This is a genomic window from Mesorhizobium sp. M1006 (assembly GCF_040318825.1).
Taxonomy (GTDB): domain Bacteria; phylum Pseudomonadota; class Alphaproteobacteria; order Rhizobiales; family Rhizobiaceae; genus Mesorhizobium.
This window is the reverse complement of sequence record NZ_JAMYMZ010000015.1, coordinates 129,199-147,740: the sequence shown is the minus strand read 5'-3', so window position 1 is coordinate 147,740 and position 18,542 is coordinate 129,199. Positions and strand designations below refer to the sequence as shown.

Annotated in this window: 17 protein-coding genes, 1 tRNA gene and 1 pseudogene; 16 read left to right on the top strand and 3 right to left on the bottom strand. The window is 64.6% G+C overall.

All coding sequences use genetic code 11. The features are described from left to right. Positions 1 to 129 precede the first annotated feature (129 nt). A tRNA-Ser gene (locus NKH60_RS17045) sits at positions 130 to 219 on the bottom strand. 337 nt (positions 220 to 556) lie between these two features. Here NKH60_RS17045 and NKH60_RS17040 point away from each other — a divergent pair. The 3 genes from NKH60_RS17040 to NKH60_RS17030 all read left to right on the top strand — a co-directional run bounded on the left by NKH60_RS17040 (position 557) and on the right by NKH60_RS17030 (position 2,339). Then, on the top strand, positions 557 to 1,264 hold the full coding sequence (locus NKH60_RS17040) for a 50S ribosomal protein L21 (RefSeq protein WP_352834007.1): 708 nt from the start codon (positions 557 to 559) through the stop codon (positions 1,262 to 1,264). A 98-nt stretch (positions 1,265 to 1,362) separates the two neighbouring features. Next, positions 1,363 to 1,632 (top strand): 50S ribosomal protein L27, encoded by a 270-nt coding sequence (rpmA, locus tag NKH60_RS17035; protein ID WP_023678077.1) that lies wholly within the window; start codon positions 1,363 to 1,365, stop codon positions 1,630 to 1,632. 119 nt (positions 1,633 to 1,751) lie between these two features. Further along, entirely contained in the window at positions 1,752 to 2,339 is a 588-nt protein-coding gene (locus NKH60_RS17030) for a GNAT family N-acetyltransferase (protein ID WP_352834005.1), read from the top strand. 10 nt (positions 2,340 to 2,349) lie between these two features. On the opposite strand, the gene NKH60_RS17025 is transcribed toward NKH60_RS17030, so the two are convergent. Further along, positions 2,350 to 3,219, bottom strand: a complete 870-nt coding sequence (locus NKH60_RS17025) for an endonuclease/exonuclease/phosphatase family protein (RefSeq protein ID WP_352834002.1) — start codon at positions 3,217 to 3,219, stop codon at positions 2,350 to 2,352. Between the two features lie 171 nt (positions 3,220 to 3,390). Between NKH60_RS17025 and obgE the strand changes: the two genes are divergently transcribed. The 5 genes from obgE to NKH60_RS17000 all read left to right on the top strand — a co-directional run bounded on the left by obgE (position 3,391) and on the right by NKH60_RS17000 (position 9,173). Then, entirely contained in the window at positions 3,391 to 4,422 is a 1,032-nt protein-coding gene (gene obgE / locus NKH60_RS17020; protein ID WP_352450880.1) for a GTPase ObgE, read from the top strand. A 2-nt stretch (positions 4,423 to 4,424) separates the two neighbouring features. Beyond that, positions 4,425 to 5,579: a glutamate 5-kinase gene (proB, locus tag NKH60_RS17015; protein WP_352834000.1), complete on the top strand. Its 1,155-nt coding sequence runs from the start codon at positions 4,425 to 4,427 to the stop codon at positions 5,577 to 5,579. Between the two features lie 13 nt (positions 5,580 to 5,592). Beyond that, a complete protein-coding gene (locus tag NKH60_RS17010) occupies positions 5,593 to 6,879 on the top strand; it encodes a glutamate-5-semialdehyde dehydrogenase (protein WP_023678072.1) in 1,287 nt (428 codons plus the stop codon). Between the two features lie 163 nt (positions 6,880 to 7,042). Continuing rightward, positions 7,043 to 7,630 carry a nicotinate-nucleotide adenylyltransferase gene (locus NKH60_RS17005; protein WP_031212055.1) on the top strand — a complete coding sequence of 196 codons (588 nt, stop codon included), beginning with the start codon at positions 7,043 to 7,045 and terminating at the stop codon, positions 7,628 to 7,630. Between the two features lie 253 nt (positions 7,631 to 7,883). Next, on the top strand, positions 7,884 to 9,173 hold the full coding sequence (locus NKH60_RS17000; RefSeq protein WP_352872761.1) for an MFS transporter: 1,290 nt from the start codon (positions 7,884 to 7,886) through the stop codon (positions 9,171 to 9,173). A 29-nt stretch (positions 9,174 to 9,202) separates the two neighbouring features. Here NKH60_RS17000 and NKH60_RS16995 read toward each other — a convergent pair whose 3' ends face one another. Next, complete coding sequence (locus tag NKH60_RS16995) at positions 9,203 to 10,060, bottom strand: mechanosensitive ion channel family protein (protein WP_352471253.1); 858 nt, start codon at positions 10,058 to 10,060, stop codon at positions 9,203 to 9,205. Between the two features lie 239 nt (positions 10,061 to 10,299). Here NKH60_RS16995 and rsfS point away from each other — a divergent pair, with 239 nt between their 5' ends. From rsfS to NKH60_RS16955, 8 genes and pseudogenes are all read left to right on the top strand, one after another. After that, on the top strand, positions 10,300 to 10,677 hold the full coding sequence (gene rsfS / locus NKH60_RS16990) for a ribosome silencing factor (RefSeq protein WP_023678068.1): 378 nt from the start codon (positions 10,300 to 10,302) through the stop codon (positions 10,675 to 10,677). Positions 10,678 to 10,738: 61 nt separating this feature from the next. Then, complete coding sequence (gene rlmH, locus NKH60_RS16985; RefSeq protein ID WP_352833994.1) at positions 10,739 to 11,221, top strand: 23S rRNA (pseudouridine(1915)-N(3))-methyltransferase RlmH; 483 nt, start codon at positions 10,739 to 10,741, stop codon at positions 11,219 to 11,221. A 151-nt stretch (positions 11,222 to 11,372) separates the two neighbouring features. Continuing rightward, entirely contained in the window at positions 11,373 to 12,716 is a 1,344-nt protein-coding gene (locus NKH60_RS16980) for a murein hydrolase activator EnvC family protein (protein WP_352817575.1), read from the top strand. Continuing rightward, a complete protein-coding gene (locus tag NKH60_RS16975) occupies positions 12,717 to 14,042 on the top strand; it encodes a S41 family peptidase (RefSeq protein WP_023678065.1) in 1,326 nt (441 codons plus the stop codon). A 203-nt stretch (positions 14,043 to 14,245) separates the two neighbouring features. Then, complete coding sequence (locus NKH60_RS16970) at positions 14,246 to 15,442, top strand: divergent polysaccharide deacetylase family protein (protein ID WP_352849967.1); 1,197 nt, start codon at positions 14,246 to 14,248, stop codon at positions 15,440 to 15,442. Position 15,443: 1 nt separating this feature from the next. Then, positions 15,444 to 15,965, top strand: a complete 522-nt coding sequence (locus NKH60_RS16965; RefSeq protein WP_352833990.1) for an RNA pyrophosphohydrolase — start codon at positions 15,444 to 15,446, stop codon at positions 15,963 to 15,965. Between the two features lie 29 nt (positions 15,966 to 15,994). Next, a complete protein-coding gene (alr, locus tag NKH60_RS16960) occupies positions 15,995 to 17,146 on the top strand; it encodes an alanine racemase (RefSeq protein WP_352833988.1) in 1,152 nt (383 codons plus the stop codon). A gap of 117 nt (positions 17,147 to 17,263) precedes the next feature. Further along, a pseudogene (locus NKH60_RS16955) lies at positions 17,264 to 18,541 on the top strand (D-amino acid dehydrogenase); the annotation flags it as partial. Position 18,542: the final 1 nt, after the last annotated feature.

Genomic DNA, 18,542 nt, shown 5'->3' with positions numbered 1-18,542 from the left:
ACAAACGTCCGAGCCACTTAAGGCGAGGAGGTCGCGTCGACCTTAATCAAGACGCTTCGGTGCGAGTGGATCCACGGCTTCATCGGCGACTTCTTCAACACTATCGGTCCGGAATGGACAATTCCGAAGTGGCGGAGAGGGAGGGATTCGAACCCCCGATGGGCTTGCACCCATGCCGCATTTCGAGTGCGGTGCATTCGACCACTCTGCCACCTCTCCGCGGTCATGGTCCGCCGTTGCCGGCGCGGCGCACTAGATAACGGCTGGACAGGCAGGTTACAAGGGCCAATCTGCCCCGGCGCCGCAGCTTCTGTCCGTGCTTCTTCGAGGCTCCGGTGGTCACTGCTCGATATTTGCAAGGTCTGGGCTCAACCCATTCGCAGCTTGCCCGCGGCGCTTGCCTTGACTCAAGCCGAACCTTCGGTTAGGGACAGCGCGCAATCGGCGTGGAGGGATCTTCCGCGCCGCTTGTTTTTTGAACCCGCAGACTGACAAAAAGACGGCCGAACCGCCTGAAGCGGTTCATCAAGGCCGACCGAACAGCGAAAGGCAAAAAATGTTCGCAGTCATCAAAACGGGCGGCAAGCAGTATCGCGTTGCCGCCAACGATCTCCTGAAGATCGAAAAACTCGAAGCCAATGTCGGCGACATCGTCGAGATCGGTAACGTGCTCGCGCATGGCGAAGGCGAGAACGTCACATTCGGTGCGCCGTTCGTCGATGGTGCGATGGTCACCGCCGAAGTCGTCGAGCAGGGCAAGAACCGTACCGTCATCGCCTTCAAGAAGCGCCGCCGGCAGAATTCGCGCCGCAAGATCGGCCATCGCCAGCTTTTGACCACCGTCAGGATCGCCGAGATCCTGCTGGGTGGCGCCAAGCCGGCGAAGAAGGCCGCCGCCAAGACCGAAGCGAAGGCTGAAGTTGCAGCCAAGACCGAGGCGAAGGCTGAAGCCGCGCCGAAGGCAGCAGTGAAGGCAGAGGCTGCGCCGAAGAAGGAAGCCAAGGCCGAGACGACCGAGGACAAGGCTGCCGAAGCCGCCGCACCGTTGTTCAAGGCGCCGAAGGGCGAGCCGGACGACCTGACCGTGATCAAGGGCATCGGCCCGGTCGCCGCCGGCCAGCTCAACGAACAGGGCATCACCACCTTTGCCCAGATCGCCAAGCTGTCCGACAAGGACGTCGCCAAGATCGACGAGCACATGCCGTTCAGCGCCGACCAGATCAAGGACTGGCGTGAGCAGGCCAAGGAATTGGCGAAGAAGTAGAACGAACCGACGCAATCGTCGCCGGATCGGACTTGAAACGGAACGCGAACGCGTTCATAAGATCGTTTAGGCGCCTCGCGGCGCATCGGAGTAGTTAGATGGCACACAAGAAAGCTGGCGGATCGTCGCGCAATGGTCGCGACTCCCATTCCAAGCGGCTCGGCGTGAAGAAGTTCGGCGGCGAAGCCGTGATTCCGGGCAACATCATCATTCGTCAGCGTGGCACGACGTGGCATCCCGGCACCAATGTCGGCATTGGCACGGACCACACGCTGTTTGCGCTCGAAGCTGGCGCAGTCACCTTCAACAAAAAAGCCAATGGCCGAACCTACGTATCGGTGAACCCGATGACGAAGGCAGCGGAGTAGCCGGTTCCGCACGAGAACACCGGCACCCATCTCGGGACCGGTGTCTGGCCAAGCCAGGAAATGGATCAGGGGAGATGGGTTTCCATCTCCCCTTTTTCTTGTGCCTGGAGGACTTTGATATGGTTGCCGAAGCGGAAGACTCAGACGACGAAAGTTACACGATAGATTGCCCGGTGCTCGCGACCGAGCGGCTGGTCATGCGTGCCCCGCGTGAAAGCGACATCGAGCAATTGGTGGCGCTCGCCGACAACCGCCATGTCGCGGAAATGCTGGCTCGCATGCCGCATCCCTATGGCGAGGCCGAGGCACGCGCTTTCCTGGCCATGACGGCATCGCGCCGGGCCGGAATCGCCTATGCGCTGACGCTGGCCGGCACCGAGACCTTCGTCGGCTGTGCCGGGCTCAACACCACGGATCGTGGGCTGGAGCTCGGCTACTGGATCGGCGAGCCGCACTGGAAACGCGGCTACGCGACGGAAGCAGCGCACGCACTGGTCGACCTTGCCTTCCAGAGAACCACGATCCAGGTGCTGCACGCCTCGACGCGGGTTATCAATCCGGCCTCGCGCCGGGTCATCCACAAATGCGGCTTCCAGTATGCCGGCCAGGGCATGCTGAACTCGATCGTTGCCGGTCAGGTGCCGGTCGAACGCTACCGCCTCGATCGCAAGACCTGGACCAGCCTGCGGAACTGGGTGCATTTTTGATGGGTGCGGCTCACGTCATCTCGAGCCAGACCGGCAAGTGATCCGAACCGGCCGCTTGCCGGTCGACCCACAGGCGCTTCAGCGACTTGGCAAGCGAGGCGCTGGTGAAGATGTAGTCGATGCGCTTGTAGCGGCTGGTATCGTCCGGCCGCTTGGGGTCGACCCAGGTGACGAGATCGGCGCCGCCAGCGCCGAGGCGGGTGGCAGCATCGATGGCGAGGTCGGCGGTCACCGGCATGCCGAATTCATGGTCAGCCTGACCGGCGAGTTCGACATGTTCCGGCGATCCGGCCAGCATGTTGAAGTCGCCCATGACGACGAAGGCTTCGGGACAAGGCAGGTCCGGCAAGCCGATCTCGGCGACGCCGGAGAGCCCGCCGCCCTCGAGCGGGTAGTTCAACAGGCGCTGGCGCAGAAAGCGGATCTGGCTCAGCCGTTCAACCGGGCTGCGATGGTCGAGATGGGTGGAATAGAAGCGGATCGGACCAAGCGGCGTTTCGATCAGCGCCTCCAGCGCGCCGCGCTGGAAGTTCATCGCTTCGACACTGCGGCTGCGCGGCAAAAGGAGATTGCGCGACAGATGGATCGGCGTCCTCGACAGCACCATGTTGCCGAGCTGGAAGGTGGTCGTGATGGCGCGGCCGTTCTCCAGGCGCGAGCCGGCGTCGGCTTCGAAATTGCTGCCGTAGACGGCAAAATAGTCGGGCAGCGCCTCGCCGAGGTCGGCCACCATGTCGCGGCCGCCATTCTTCGGGTTGGCGCGGGTGACCTCCTGCAGCGCGATCACGTCGGCGCCGCGCACGGCATCGGCGATACGGCCGACATCGTAGCGGGCGTCGAGACCGACGCCGTAGTGGATATTGTAAGTTACCAGTTTCATTCCGACATCTCGCGCTTGGAAAGCCGAAGATCGATTTTCGGCAAGGGTCAACCAAATGCTACGCGTCCAGAGCTACGCGCGACGTTACAGTAGCAAAAACGGCCCTCGCCCTTCGTCCCGCCTTGCTTTAGAGCAATCCCGCAAAGCCAATAACAGAAACCATACAATCCGATGAAATTTCTCGATCAAGCCAAGGTCTACATCCGCTCCGGCGACGGCGGCGCCGGTTCGGTGTCGTTCCGGCGCGAAAAGTTCATCGAGTTCGGCGGCCCCGACGGCGGCGACGGTGGCCGCGGCGGCGATGTCTGGGTCGAGGCGGTCGATGGGCTGAATACGCTGATCGACTATCGCTATCAGCAGCATTTCAAGGCCAAGACCGGCACGCACGGCATGGGCCGCAACATGACTGGCGCCAAGGGTGCCGACGTGACGCTGAAAGTGCCGGCCGGAACGCAGGTCTTTGCCGAGGACAATGAGACGCTGATCTGCGATCTCACGGTCGTCGGCCAGCGCTTTCTTTTGGCCAAGGGCGGCAATGGCGGCTTCGGCAACCAGCACTTCAAGACCTCGACCAACCAGGCGCCGCGCCGCGCCAATCCCGGACTGCCGGGCGAAGAGCTCAACATCTGGCTCAGGCTGAAGCTGATCGCCGATGCCGGCCTCGTCGGGCTGCCCAACGCCGGCAAGTCGACCTTCCTGGCGGCGGTCACCGCGGCCAAGCCGAAGATCGCCGACTATCCCTTCACCACGCTGCATCCCGGCCTTGGCGTGGCCCGCATCGACGGTCGCGAATTCGTCATTGCCGATATCCCGGGCCTGATCGAAGGCGCGCATGAAGGTGTCGGCATCGGCGACCGCTTCCTTGGCCATGTCGAGCGCACGCGTGTCCTTCTGCATCTTGTCTCGGCGCAGGAAGAAAATCCGGCCAATGCCTACAAGACCGTGCGTGCCGAGCTCGAAGCCTACGGCAATGGGCTGACCGACAAGGTCGAAATCGTCGCGCTTTCCCAGGTCGACATACTCGATGCCGACGCACGCAAGAAAAAGACCGCCTCGCTGAAACGTGCCGCCGGCCGCGCGCCGATGCTGCTTTCGGCGGTCACCGGCGAAGGCGTCGAGGCGGTGTTGCGCGCGCTGATCGCTGTGGTGGCCGATGCACGCGAGGCGGTCGCTGCGCCGGTCGAGACGCGCTGGAACACATAGCCATGGCCGCGCAATCGCTGAAAAATTATCGGCGCATTGCCGTCAAGATCGGCTCGGCGCTGCTTGTCGACCGCACGACGGGCCTGAAGCGCGACTGGCTGGCCTCGCTTGCCGACGACATCGCCATGCTGGCCAGTGGCGGCGCCGAAATTCTCGTCGTGTCTTCCGGGGCGATTGCACTTGGCCGCACCATCCTCGGTCTCGGCAAGCGGGCGCTGAAGCTCGAGGAGAGCCAGGCGGCGGCCGCCGTCGGGCAGATCGCATTGGCCGGCGCCTGGTCGGATGCGCTCGGCAAGAATGGCTTGAAATCGGGCCAGATCCTGCTGACGCTCGGCGACACCGAAGAGCGTCGCCGCTATCTCAACGCACGGGCGACGATCTCGACACTGCTCAAAATGAAGGCGGTGCCGGTCATCAACGAGAACGATACGGTGGCCACCTCCGAAATCCGCTATGGCGACAACGACCGCCTGGCGGCGCGCGTCGCCACCATGATGGGCGCCGATCTTTTGGTGCTGCTTTCCGACATTGACGGGCTCTACACGGCGCCGCCGGCGCGCGACCCGCAAGCCCGATTCATTCCGGTCGTCGACCGCATCACCCCTGACATCGAGGCGATGGCGGGTGCCGCTGCTTCGGAATTGTCGCGCGGCGGCATGCGCACCAAGCTCGACGCCGGCAAGATCGCGACCGCCGCCGGCACCGCCATGATCATCACATCAGGCACGCGGCTGTCGCCGTTGCTGGCAATCGAGCGCGGCGAGCGCGCCACCTTCTTCCGGCCGAGCGCCAATCCGGTCAAGGGCTACAAGACCTGGATCGCCGGGCAGCTCGAACCGGCCGGCCGGCTGACCGTCGATGCCGGCGCCATCGGCGCGCTGCTCTCGGGCAAGTCGCTGCTGCCGGCCGGCGTCAAACTGGTCAGCGGCAATTTTGCGCGTGGCGACACGGTGGCGATCCTGTCGCCCGAGGGCCGCGAGATCGCGCGCGGGCTGGTTGCCTATGATGCCGCCGATGCCGTAAGGATCGCTGGCCTGAAGACGACCGAGATCGAAACGGTGCTCGGCTACGAGGCGCGTTCGGCGATGATCCACCGCGACGATCTTGTGGTGAGCCATGCCGGTGGCGAGCAAGTAGTCGGTGACCAGGTTACATAGCGGAGGATGAGCCATGCTGACGCTGCATGAAAAATCCCGGGATGATACCGTGGCGCTGATGGCCGATATCGGCCGCCGCGCGCGTGCCGCGGCCCGCCCGCTGGCCATAGCTGCGGCCGAGCGCAAGCACGCGGCGCTGTTCGGCATGGCTCAGGCGATCCTTCGGCATGAGCAGGACATCCTCGACGCCAATGCCATCGACATCAGAAATGGCAGGGAGGCTGGCCTATCGGCAGCGTCGATGGATCGGCTGAAGCTCGATCCCGCCCGCATCCGCGCCATGGCAGACGGTATCAGCGAGATCGCCGGGTTACGCGATCCGGTCGGCGATGTCATTGCCGCATGGGACCGGCCGAACGGGTTGCATATCGAACGGGTGCGCACGCCGCTCGGCGTCGTCGGCGTCATCTATGAGAGCCGGCCTAACGTGACCGCCGATGCCGGCGCGCTCTGCCTCAAGGCGGGCAATCCGGTGATCCTGCGCGGCGGCTCGGATTCGGCGAATTCTTCCGCCGCTATCCATGCCTGCCTGGTCGAGGGGCTGAAGGCAGCCGGGCTGCCGGAGGATGCCATACAATTGGTGCCGACCACCGATCGCGCCGCCGTCGGCGAAATGCTGAAAGGACTTTCCGGCAATCTCGAGGTCATCATTCCGCGCGGCGGCCGCAGCCTGGTCGAGCGTGTGCAGAACGAGGCACGGGTGCCGGTCTTCGCGCATCTCGAGGGCATCTGCCATCTCTATATCGACCGATCGGCTGATCTCGACATGGCGGTCAAGATCGCGGTCAATGCCAAGATGCGGCGCACCGGGGTGTGCGGTGCTGCCGAGACGCTGCTGGTCGACCGTGCCGCCGCCGGCACGCACCTGGTGCCGATCCTCGAGGCCTTGCGGGCGGCAGGCTGCGAGATCCATGCCGATGCCGAGGCGCTGAGGCTTTATGCCGATGCCCAGCCCGCGACCGATGCAGACTGGGTGACCGAGTATCTCGATGCCATCATTGCGGTGAAGCTGGTCGACGGCATTGGCGGCGCCATCGAGCATATCGAGACGTTTTCCTCGCATCACACCGAGGCGATCATCGCCGAGGACGCCACAGCGGTCGACCGGTTCTTCAACGAGGTCGATTCGGCGATCCTTCTGCACAACGCCTCGACCCAGTTTGCCGATGGCGGCGAGTTCGGCATGGGCGCCGAGATCGGCATCGCCACCGGCAAGATGCATGCACGCGGGCCGGTCGGCGTCGAGCAACTGACCTCGTTCAAATACCGCGTACGCGGGTCGGGACAGGTGAGGCCTTGAGCGCCGGTCTTACCCTCCCCCTTGTGGGGAGGGTGGCGAGCATCGCGAGCCGGGTGGGGGTGCGACGCTGAACTCTGCAACACCCCCACCCCGCTCCGCTTCGCGGATCGACCCTCCCCACAAGGGGGAGGGTAAGGAATCCGTATCCTCCCACTATCTGCACATGCCGCATGCCGGGAAAGGCGTGGCGGTCGGGCTGTTCGGCGGTTCGTTCAACCCGCCGCATGCCGGCCATGCGCTGGTCGCCGAGATCGCACTCAGACGCCTTGCGCTCGATCAGCTGTGGTGGATGGTGACGCCCGGCAATCCGCTCAAGAATGCCGGAGACCTGGCGCCGCTGGCCGAGCGGCTGCAGCTATCCGAAAAGATCGCCAAGAACCCGAAGATCAAGGTCACCGCATTCGAGGCGGCCCACCGCGTCCGCTTCACCGCCGACACGCTGGCGCTGGTCAAGGCGCGTAACCCGGGCGTCGATTTTGTCTGGATCATGGGCGCCGACTCGCTTCGCGACTTCCACCGCTGGCAGCGCTGGCGCCGCATCGTCATGACGTTCCCGATCGCGGTGGTCGACCGGCCAGGTGCGACGCTGTCGTTCCTGTCGTCGGTGGTCGCCAAGACCTTCGACTATGCTCGCGTCGACGAGGGCGACGCACCGCGGCTCGCCCGCATGACGGCGCCGGCCTGGACCTTCATCCACGGCCCGCGTTCGTCGCTGTCGTCGAGCGCGATCCGCAAGGTGGCAAAGGGATAGGAGTCTCCTTCTCCCCCCTGTGGGACAAGGTGGCCGAGCGAAGCTCGGTCGGATGAGGGGTGCTGGAATGATCGCTAGCTTGAAGAACTAAGCACTTAAAATCCGTCGGTCTTTTTACGCTGCATTTCTTCCAGCACCCCTCATCCGTCTCGGCGCTGCGCGCCGATCCACCTTCTCCCACAAGGGGAGAAGGCAAGTCCGGTGATGTCGCTTTTGCCGCTGCCTTGACCTGCTTGATGGGCGATCCTCGGTCATGACGATTCTCGAGCGCGACCAGGACAAGAGCGGCCTAAGGCAGCCGGCGCCGTCGATCGCCATTGCCAGCATCCTTTTGTCGATGGCGCTGATCGCCGTCGGCAATGGGCTGATGTTCGCCTATATCCCAGTCCGGCTCGGCGCCGAGGGCTTCGATCCGACATGGGCGGGGCTGATCGTCACCGGCCTTTCGGCTGGCGGCCTTGCCGGTTGCATCCTGACCGGGCCGCTGGTGCGGCGTGTCGGCCATGCCCGCGTGTTCATGGTGCTGTCGGCACTGATCGTGCTGTCCAACGCCGCGGTCGGCGCCGGGCCGCACCCCTTGCCATGGATCGCTGCACGGGCACTCTACGGCTTTGCCATATGCGGCCTGTTCATCGTCGCGCAGAGCTGGCTGAACGATGTCGTCGCCAACGCCATCCGCGGCCGGGTCATGGCCATCTTCTACGTTGCCTATGTCGCCGGGCTCGGCGTCGGTTATTCGACGCTGGCGTTGATCGATATCCGCGCGGCCGATGCGCCGCTGATCGGCATTGCCTTTACCGCGCTGTCGATCCTTCCCGTCGGGCTGACGCGGCTCGCGCAGCCGCCGGCGCCGCAAGCGGCGTCCGTGGCGCTCGGCCGCGCCTGGCGGATCTCCCCGGTCGGCGTTGCCGGCATGCTTGCCGTCGGCGGCCTGTCGATGACGATCTCGGGTTTTGCGCCGATCCATGCCACGACCAAGGGCTACAGCCAGGCCGACGTCGCCTTGCTGCTTTCGGCAATGCCGGTCGGCACGCTGATCCTGCAGATTCCGCTCGGCTGGATTTCCGACCGCACCGACCGGCGCTTTGTGCTGATCGCGGCGTCGGCGCTTGCCGCCGCGGCGGGCCTGTTTGCCCTCGGTTTCGACGGCGGCGCGCTGGCGGCTCTGCTTGTCATCTATGTGGTCTGGGACGGCGCCTCGGAATCGATCTACTCGCTGGCCACCGCCCATGCCGGTGACCGCGCCGGCAAGGACGACATGGTGGCGCTGTCGAGCTCGCTTTTGTTTGCCTGGTCGCTTTCCGGCTTCGTCGTACCCGGCATTGTGACCGGACTTTCCGCCGTCTACGGCACGCAGGCCTTCATCTATGTGGCAATCGTCATTGCCGCCGCCTACTGCCTGTTCGTTCTCTGGCGCGTCGTCATGGTGCGGCCGGTGCCCGCCACCGAGACCGGCAGTTTCGCGCCAATGACGGCGCAGGCGCCGTTGCCTGTCGATCTCGCCTTCGCGCCTGAAGATCAGCGCGGGCGCGGAGAGCTTTGAGGGGCATCCTGCCAGCTGGCTGCAACGCTCTATTGCTGCGTGGCTGAGGCCTCCGGCTGCGGCGCTTGCGGCGCCGGCGCCGGAATTGAAAGACCTTCGGCATCGAACGCCTGCTTGACCCCTTTGGTGAGGTCGATCTGGGCGGCGAAGAAATCGGCAGCCGCCGTCCAGTAGCGCAAGCTGATGGCGACGGTGCTGTCGCCGACGGTCGCGACAAAGGCGATCGGCGCAGGCTGCCGCCTGACGCGCCGGTCGGCGGCGGCAACGCCAAGCATGGTCTTCTGCGCAAAATCGATGTCGTTCCAGGAGCCGATGCTGAGCGTGATGTCGCCGCGCCGCACACCGTTGCGGGTGAAGTTGCGGACCGGCTGGTTCCACAGGGTCGAGTTGGGTGCAAGCACGTAGACGCCTTCGACCGTCCTCAGCGTTGTGGCAAACAGCCCGATCTCCTCGACGGTGCCGGATATCGCGCCGACTTCGACATATTCGCCGATGCGGAACGGCCGCAGCGCCAGGAGCATGATGCCGGCGGCAATGTTCTGCAGCGTGCCTTGCAGCGCCAGGCCGATGGCCAGGCCGGCGGCACCGATAGCGGCAATGATCGAAGCCGTCTGCACGCCGAACTGGCCGAGAACCATGATCACGACCAGTCCCAGGATGGCGTAGCGGACGACCTGCGAGAAGAAATGGCGGAGCGTTTCGTCGAAGCCGCTGATATGGCCGAGGCCGGCATAGATCGAACGCTCGGCGAGGCCGGCGACGATGTAGCCGATGACCAGCAGGATGACGGCGCCGACCGCCGAAAGCGAGTAGGAGACGATCAGCGTGCTGAGTTGCGCCAGGCCGGATTGCACGGTGAGGAGGGCGTTCTGGGGATCGATCGGCATGTCGGGATTCCGGTTCGTGGATGAGCCGATAACCGCTGCGGGGCGAGGCGGTTCCGATTTTCTGGCCCGAAAAGCCGGATATTCGGCCGCTGCCGGGTGCCTGCTTGCGAGCGGTGTCTTGAAACTGCAACCTAACTCTGCCTATCTAAGCAGTGTCACCTGATTTCAGAGGTGATTTGGTTGTTCTTGCTGCGAAAGGAAATACACTGAGAACAGCACTGCGGAAGAAGGCCGACATCGTGCCTTCGCCGGCCGGGATCAGCGTAAACGACGCCGTGTCCCGCGCCATCAAGACAGTCCTTGCCAGTCTGGAAGACTCCAAGGCCGAAAATATCGTCTCAATCGACATTCAGGGGAAATCGAGCCTCGGCGACTACATGGTCGTCGCGTCTGGCCGATCGCACCGTCATGTCTCGGCTGTTGCCGATCATCTCCTTAAGGCGCTCAAGGATGCCGGGCTCGGCACTGCGCGCGTCGAGGGGCTGGCTGGCGCCGACTGGGTCCTGATCGATTCGGGCGACATCATCGTCCATGTCTTCCGTCCCGAGGTCCGCGACTTCTACAATCTCGAAAAGATGTGGCAGGCGCCTGATCTCGAGGAGGAGACCCTCCACTGAGCCGTACTCGTCTTGATGCATGTCGTCGTCCGACATGCATCAGCGGCTCTTCGAGGCAGGGATGAAGATTACGGTTCATGCCGTGGGCCGAATGAAAGCCGGCCCCGAGAAGCAGTTGGCCGACCGCTATTTCGAGCGTTTTGCCAGGAGCGGTCCTGCCGTAGGCCTCGAATTCGCTGGGATCGTCGAGATTGCGGAAGGTCGCGCGCAGACGGCCGATGAGCGCCGGCGCGAGGAAGGCCAGAAGCTGCAGACGCACTTGCAACCGGGCACGGCGCTGATGCTGCTGGATGAGCGCGGCAAGAACCTTTCCTCCGAGGATTTCGCCGGCCGCATAGGTTCGCTGCGCGATGGCGGGCGCAAGGCGCTGGTGATCGCCATTGGCGGCGCCGACGGCCATGACCAGTCACTGCGCGACCTGGCTGATCTGACGGTGTCGCTCGGCGCGCTTACCTGGCCGCATCAGCTGGTCCGCGTGATGCTGGGCGAGCAGCTTTACCGGGCGGCCACGATCCTTTCCGGTCACCCCTACCATCGTTCATGAAGTCGGCTCCGTCGGCGAATTGATGCCAGCCGCCCGGATTTTTGCCCCAATGCTCATCGACAGTTTGGGCTCATGGGGTTTGCGGATGGCGGCCGGGGCTCGAACATGGTTGATGGTTCGTTAACGAAGCCGCGCATAGAGTTAGGCTTCAATGTCTGAAGACTGGAAATCACGAACGGGCTCCTGGCGCGTGCGCTACGGCATCGCCGTGGCGACGATCGCGCTTTCGCTCGGCGTCGCGCGGGCCGAGAACACGCTCGACCTGGCGCCCGACCCGGACCAGAGCCGCGCCGAATACGAAAAAGTATCGAAAGAGATCACGCTGTCGTCCGAGCGGCTGGCCAAGCTCGCAGCCGACATAGCGGCGGTCAAGAAGGACCACGCCTCGATCACCGCGGCGCTGATCCAGTCGGCGATGACCGAGCAGAAGCTCGGCCAGGACATCGAGGACATCGGCGGCAAGCTGGAAGGGCTGAAGGCGCAGGGGCAGAAGATCCGCGCCTCACTGGCCGCCAGACGCGACGTTCTGGCCGAAGTCCTCGGCGCGCTGCAGCGCATGGGGCTCAATCCGCCGCCGGCGATCCTGGTCAAGCCGGAGGACGCATTGTCGTCGGTGCGCAGCGCCATCCTGCTCGGTGCCGTGGTGCCGGAACTGCGCCAGCAGACCGACATGTTGCTGGCCGACCTCAAGGAGCAGTCGCGGGTGACGGCCTCGATCGAGGCCGAGCGGGCGCGGCTGACGGCAGCTGTCGGCGAGCAGGCGGCGGAAAAAAAGCGGCTCGGCATGCTGCTCGAAGCGAAGCAGAAGCTCGCCGCCGATACGCAAACCGCGCTGGCCGTCGAAAAGCAGCGGTCCGCGACGCTGGCGGCCAAGGCCGGCAGCCTGAAAGAACTGATCGCCTCGCTCGAGGCCGACAGAGCCCGCAAGGCGGCGGATGCGGCCAAGGCAGCCGAGCAAAAGACGGCCGACGCCGACAAGGGCCCGGTATCGGCTGCGGCGCCGACGGAATTGGCCTCGCTGCCGGTGCCGGAGAGCAACAGGCTCACCGCTGCCGCGCCGTTTTCCGCGCTTCAAGGGCAGATCGCGCTGCCGGTCACCGGCAGGATCAAGCGGCGCTTCGGGGCCGACGACGGTAACGGCGCGATGATGCTCGGTGACATGGTTGCGACACAATCGGGAGCCATCGTCACAGCGCCGGCGGATGGAAATGTGCTTTATGCGGGGCCTTTCCGCTCTTACGGTCAACTCTTGATCCTGAATGCGGGTGACGGCTATCATGTCGTCCTGGCGGGGATGAGCAGAATCAGCGTCGCGTCTGGCCAGTCGGTGCTCGCAGGTGAGCCGGTCGGCGCGATGGGAGAGGCCCGGGTGGCGAGCACCTCGGCATCGAAGAATGGAAATGCCACGCCGGAGCTCTATGTCGAGTTCCGCAAGGATGGAAAACCCGTCGATCCGGCCCCATGGTGGGCGGACCGTTTTTCTGGAAGGACGTGAATGATGCGGAAACTGTCGCTTCTGTTTGCCGGTGCGCTGATGGGTGCATCGGCGATGAGCCTGGTCTATGGCGCGCCCGGCTCGACAGCGAAAGCTGCGGGCTCCGAGACCTATAAGCAACTGGCGATCTTCGGCGATATCTTCGAACGGGTGCGGGCGAATTATGTGACGCCGCCCGACGACAAGTCGCTGGTTGAAAATGCCATCAACGGCATGCTGTCGTCGCTCGACCCGCACTCCTCCTACATGAATGCCGAAGAAGCGCAGGACATGCGCGTGCAGACCAAGGGCGAATTCGGCGGCCTCGGCATCGAGGTCACCATGGAGAACGACCTGGTCAAGGTGATCACGCCGATCGACGATACGCCGGCCGCCAAGGCAGGCGTGCTCGCCGGCGACTATATCGCCAAGATCGACGGCGAGGAGGTCCGCGGCCTGACGCTCAACGACGCCGTCGAGAAGATGCGCGGGCTGGTCAATACGCCGATCAAGCTCACCATCCTGCGCCAGGGCGCCGACAAGCCGATCGAACTGACGGTCGTGCGCGACATCATCAAGGTCAAGGCGGTCAAGTTCCGGGTCGAAAACGACATCGGCTACATGAAGATCACCTCCTTTACCGAAAAAACCTATGACGACCTCGAGAATGCCATCGACACCATCAAGAAGCAGGTGCCGAACGACAAGCTCAAGGGCTACGTGCTCGACCTGCGCCTCAATCCGGGCGGTTTGCTCGACCAGGCGGTGAGCGTGTCGGATGCCTTCCTCGACCGTGGCGAGATCGTCTCGACGCGCGGCCGCGACCCGAAGGACGTCACCCGCTTCGACGCGCGGGCCGGCGACGACATCGGCGGCAAGCCGCTGATCGTGCTCGTCAATGGCGGCTCGGCCAGTGCCTCGGAAATCGTCGCCGGCGCACTGCAGGATCTGCGCCGCGCCACGGTGGTCGGCACGCAATCCTTCGGCAAGGGTTCGGTGCAGACCATCATCCCGCTTGGCGAGAACGGGGCGCTGCGGCTGACGACGGCGCTCTATTACACGCCGTCCGGCAAGTCGATCCAGGGCAAGGGCATCACGCCCGACATCAAGGTCGACCAGCCGCTGCCGGCGGAACTGCAGGGCAGGGACCTGACGCGCGGCGAATCTGACCTCAAGGGCCATATCAAGGGCGCCGACGAAAGCACGACCGGTTCGGGTTCGGCAGCCTATGTGCCGCCGGAACCGAAGGACGATTTGCAGCTCATCTATGCCGAGCAGCTGCTGCGCGGCCAGAAGACGGATCCGGCGTTCCCGCCGAATCCGCAAAAGGCCGTGTTGAACCAGTAAGGGCAGGCAAGCCGGGCCAAACAGGTCTGGCTGCCTGGGCGAAGCGATGCGATGCTGCCGGGGCCGCGAGGCTCCGGCAGTTTGATTCGGGGGCCGCGGCCGGCATGCTGCGCGTCCAGTGAAGCAAGGGGACGCGCCGACATTTTGGATTTTGCGCCTCCGGAGAAGGTTTCACTTCGGGGATGCGCGCCGGGGATGCGGGCTTGGCTGATATCGGCAAGGACATAGAACGACCTCTCGGACAGGCGATCCGGCTGCCGCGCTCAGGCAGCGGGATCAGCGCCGGTACGGTCGCGGCCGCGCTTGTCGTGCTGTCCGTGGTCGGCGTCTCCAGCGCCATCGCCTTGCGAGACAAGCCGTTCCGGAAGCTGCAAGAAGCAGCCGTTTCGACGCCGAAGACGCCGGCGGCGGATACCGCCGCCGCGCCCGCCAAGGCGACACCCGAAATGGCTGCGCCAAGCAACGCAAGCGGGACCAACATAAGCGGGCCGAAGACGGGCGGTCCGCAGATCATCCATGTCCAGACCGAGGGGGGCGACGCTCCACCCGAGGCGGCCATAGTCATTCGCGACCCTTCGACGATCGGCCAGAACCTCAGGATCGCGCATATTCCCGACAAGGCGCTGGTCGAGGCCAGCGAAACCGGTCCGTTGCCGATCCGCGCCGCCGACGGCAGGCGCCCGTTCGATGTCTATGCGCGGCCGTGGTCCGGGGCTCGCGGTGCACGCGTCGCGCTCGTCATCGGCGGGCTTGCCGTGTCGCAGACCGGCACGCAGGCAGCCATCGCCAAGCTGCCGGCGGAAGTGACGCTGGCCTTCGCGCCGCAAGGCAACAGCATCGGCCGCTGGATGCAGGTGGCGCGGCAGAGCGGCCATGAGGTCATCATGCAGGTACCGCTTGAGCCGTTCGACTATCCGAACGTCAATCCCGGCCGTAACACGCTGACCGTGGCTGCAACGCCGGACGAGAATTTGAAGAATTTACGCTGGGCGCTGTCGCGAACGACCAACTACACCGGCGTCATGAACTATATGGGCGCCCGCTTTTCGGCCGACGCGACGGCGATGGGGCCGTTGATGGCCGAGCTTGGCAAGCGTGGTCTGGCCTATGTCGACGACGGTTCGTCGGCGCGCAGCCTGGCACCCGAACTGGCGCTGAAGGACGGCGTGCCGTTCGTCGGCGGCGATACGGCGATCGATGCGGTGCAGGACCGCGGCGCCATATTGAAGAAACTGGATGGGCTGGAAGCGACGGCACGGGCGAAAGGATTTGCCGTCGGCATCGGCTCGGCTTTCGACCTGACGGTGGATACCGTGTCTTCCTGGGTGACCGAGGCCAAGAAGCGCGGCATCGAGATCGTGCCGGTTTCGGCGGTGGCCATAGATCCGGAAAAAGGCTGAGATGACAAAGAACAAGCTCGTTGAGCCCGAGACGCTGCCCTACCGGCCCTGCATAGGGGTGATGGTCCTCAATGAGGCCGGCCTGGTCTGGGTCGGCCGTCGCATTGCCGAGCCGGACAGCGAATTCGCTGGAACGACGCAGCTCTGGCAGATGCCGCAGGGCGGCATCGATGATGGCGAGGAGCCGCTGCCCGCGGCGGCGCGTGAACTTTACGAAGAGACCGGCATGCGCTCGGTGTCGCTGCTGGCCGAGGCGCCGCACTGGATCAAATACGACCTGCCGGCGCATCTGGTCGGCGTCGCCTTCAAGGGACGATATCGCGGCCAGACGCAGAAATGGTTTGCCTTCCGTTTCCACGGCGACGAAAGCGAGATCGCGATCAATCCGCCGCCGGGTGGCCACAAGGCCGAGTTCGACCGGTGGGCGTGGCGGCCGATGCTGGAATTGCCGGGCCTGATCGTGCCGTTCAAGCGCAAGGTCTACGAAGACGTGGTGGCGGCGTTCCGGCACCTGGTGGCGTAGCCGCCGGCCTTCCGTTAAAACAGGTCGGCATGAACAACATCTCCAGCAAATCTCTTCCGCCGACCGTCACCCTGAGCGAACCGATCAGCGAAGCCGCGGCAGGGGCGATCCTGACCATCGATCTCGGCGCCGTCCGTGAGAACTACCGGCGGCTGAAGGCGCGGCTGGGCGGCGTCGGCTGTGCTGGAGTGGTCAAGGCCGACGGCTATGGGATTGGCGCGGCGCCGGTGGCGGCGGCGCTGATGGGTGAGGGCTGTAATACTTTCTTTGTTGCGCATTTGGCCGGCGGCATCTTGCTGCGCAAGGCGCTCGGCTCAGATCCGGCCATTTATGTGCTGAACGGCATTCCGCCGGGTGCGGAAACGGAAGCGGTTGTGGCAGGGCTTTGCACCGTACTCAACAGCGCCAGCCAACTCGCGGCATGGCGCGAGATGGCCGGGCGGGTGGGCCGTAAGTTGCCGGCCGCCCTCCAGGTCGACAGCGGCATGTCGCGGCTCGGCATGACGCCATCCGAGGTGAAGGCAGTTGCGCAGGATCCGCAGGCTTTCGACGGTGTCGAACTGACCTTCGTGATGAGCCATCTCGCCTGCGCCGATGAACCCGAGCAGCCGGCCAACGAGCGGCAGCGGCTGGAATTCGAACGGCTGCGCCGGATGCTGCCGGAAGCGCCGGCTTCCCTTGCCAATTCATCAGGCATTTTTCTCGGGCAGCGCTATCACTACGACCTCGTTCGTCCGGGTGCCGCTCTCTATGGTGTCAATCCGACGCCGGCGAAGGACAATCCGATGCTGCCGGTGGTGCGATTGCAGGCCAAGGTCATCCAGACGCGGATATTGGAGGCCGGCGCCGGTGTCGGCTACGGTCACACTTTCCACGCCAAGGCCCCGCTTGCCGCGGCGACGATTTCGCTCGGCTACGGCGATGGCTGGCATCGACGCGCCGCTTCCGCCGCCTGGCTCGAAAATGTGCGGCTGCCCTTCGTCGGCCGGGTTTCGATGGATTCGATCATCCTCGACATTTCCGCATTGCCGCCCGGCAGGCTGAAGGCCGGCGACCTCGTCGAACTCATCGGACCGTCGTCGCAGACGGTGGACCAGGTAGCCGGCCAGGCCGGCACCATCGGCTATGAGGTCTTGACCAGCCTCGGCCACCGTTTCCACCGGCGCTATGTGAATGGCTAGGACGCAAGGTTGTTGTCCTCACGCATGTCTTTTCCCTAAGCATCGGCACTTGGCTGACGCCACAGAATCCGGCAGACATGAGGCGGCGATGATCCCGGTCTCGAATCCCGACGAGATGCCGCCGCGGAGAACCAAACGATGAAGATCTTCGTGCTGGGCGGCGGCGTGATCGGGGTCACCACCGCCTATTTTCTTGCCGAGGCCGGTCATCAGGTGACGGTGATCGATCGCCAGAAAGGCCCGGCGCTGGAAACCAGCTTTGCCAATGCCGGCGAGATCTCGCCCGGCTATGCCTCGCCCTGGGCCGGGCCCGGCGTTCCGCTGAAAGCCATCAAATGGCTTTTGATGAAGCACGGTCCACTGGTGGTGCGACCGGCCCTCGATCCGCATATGTGGATATGGCTGGTCAAGATGCTGCGCAATTGCACGGCTGAACGCTACGCGCTGAACAAGGCGCGCATGGTGCCGCTGGCCGAGTACAGCCGCGACACGCTGAAGGCGCTGCGCGAGGCGACCGGCATCGCCTATGACGAGCGCGCCAAGGGCACGCTGCAGCTCTTCCGAACGCAAAAGCAGCTCGACGGCGTCGGCGGCGATGTCGAGGTGCTGAAGGCCTATGGCGTCCCCTACGAGGTCCTCGACCCCGACGGCTGCATTGCGGCCGAGCCTGGGCTGGCCGGCGTGCGCGAAAAATTCGTCGGTGGCCTGCGGTTGCCCGGCGACGAAACCGGCGACTGCAAGATGTTCACCGACAGGCTTGCCGAGCTTTGCGCAGCACGCGGCGTCACCTTCGAATACGACACGGAGATACGGCGCGTCGTCAAGAAGCGCGATCGCATCACCAACATCAGCACCAGCAAGGGCTGGATGGTCGCCGATGCCTATGTGATGGCGATGGGCAGCTATTCGGCACGGTTCATGCGCATGCTGAAGCGGCCCATCCCGGTCTACCCGGTCAAGGGCTATTCGATCACCCTGCCGATCAAGGACGCCGCCGCTGCACCGGTCTCGACCGTGATGGACGAGAGCTACAAAGTAGCGATCACCCGGCTCGGCGACCGTATCCGGGTCGGCGGCACGGCGGAGATTTCCGGCTTCGACCTGCGGCTGCATGAATCGCGGCGCCGCACGCTCGAACATTCGGTCGGCGACCTGTTTCCGGGCAGCGGCGACATGCGATCGGCGACCTTCTGGTGCGGGCTGCGGCCGATGACACCGGACGGGCCGCCGCTGATCGGCCGCACCGATTTCTCCAATCTCTATCTCAACACTGGCCATGGCACACTCGGCTGGACCATGGCCTGCGGCTCGGCCAAAGTTCTGGCCGACATCATCTCCAGCCGGGTGCCCGACATCGACGTCGGCGATCTCGGGCCCGGACGATACGCCAAGTAAG

Excerpts from the sequence above, each read along its gene's own strand:
- rpmA (WP_023678077.1), top strand. The coding sequence starts at position 1,363 with ATGGCACACAAGAAAGCTGGCGGATCGTCGCGCAATGGTCGCGACTCC.
- NKH60_RS17010 (WP_023678072.1), top strand. The coding sequence starts at position 5,593 with ATGCTGACGCTGCATGAAAAATCCCGGGATGATACCGTGGCGCTGATG.
- NKH60_RS17025 (WP_352834002.1), bottom strand. The coding sequence starts at position 3,219 with ATGAAACTGGTAACTTACAATATCCACTACGGCGTCGGTCTCGACGCC.
- NKH60_RS17030 (WP_352834005.1), top strand. The coding sequence starts at position 1,752 with ATGGTTGCCGAAGCGGAAGACTCAGACGACGAAAGTTACACGATAGAT.
- proB (WP_352834000.1), top strand. The coding sequence starts at position 4,425 with ATGGCCGCGCAATCGCTGAAAAATTATCGGCGCATTGCCGTCAAGATC.
- NKH60_RS17040 (WP_352834007.1), top strand. The coding sequence starts at position 557 with ATGTTCGCAGTCATCAAAACGGGCGGCAAGCAGTATCGCGTTGCCGCC.
- alr (WP_352833988.1), top strand. The coding sequence starts at position 15,995 with ATGAACAACATCTCCAGCAAATCTCTTCCGCCGACCGTCACCCTGAGC.
- NKH60_RS16975 (WP_023678065.1), top strand. The coding sequence starts at position 12,717 with ATGATGCGGAAACTGTCGCTTCTGTTTGCCGGTGCGCTGATGGGTGCA.
- NKH60_RS17000 (WP_352872761.1), top strand. The coding sequence starts at position 7,884 with ATGACGATTCTCGAGCGCGACCAGGACAAGAGCGGCCTAAGGCAGCCG.
- rlmH (WP_352833994.1), top strand. The coding sequence starts at position 10,739 with ATGAAGATTACGGTTCATGCCGTGGGCCGAATGAAAGCCGGCCCCGAG.
- NKH60_RS16995 (WP_352471253.1), bottom strand. The coding sequence starts at position 10,060 with ATGCCGATCGATCCCCAGAACGCCCTCCTCACCGTGCAATCCGGCCTG.
- obgE (WP_352450880.1), top strand. The coding sequence starts at position 3,391 with ATGAAATTTCTCGATCAAGCCAAGGTCTACATCCGCTCCGGCGACGGC.
- NKH60_RS16980 (WP_352817575.1), top strand. The coding sequence starts at position 11,373 with ATGTCTGAAGACTGGAAATCACGAACGGGCTCCTGGCGCGTGCGCTAC.
- NKH60_RS16965 (WP_352833990.1), top strand. The coding sequence starts at position 15,444 with ATGACAAAGAACAAGCTCGTTGAGCCCGAGACGCTGCCCTACCGGCCC.
- NKH60_RS17005 (WP_031212055.1), top strand. The coding sequence starts at position 7,043 with ATGCCGCATGCCGGGAAAGGCGTGGCGGTCGGGCTGTTCGGCGGTTCG.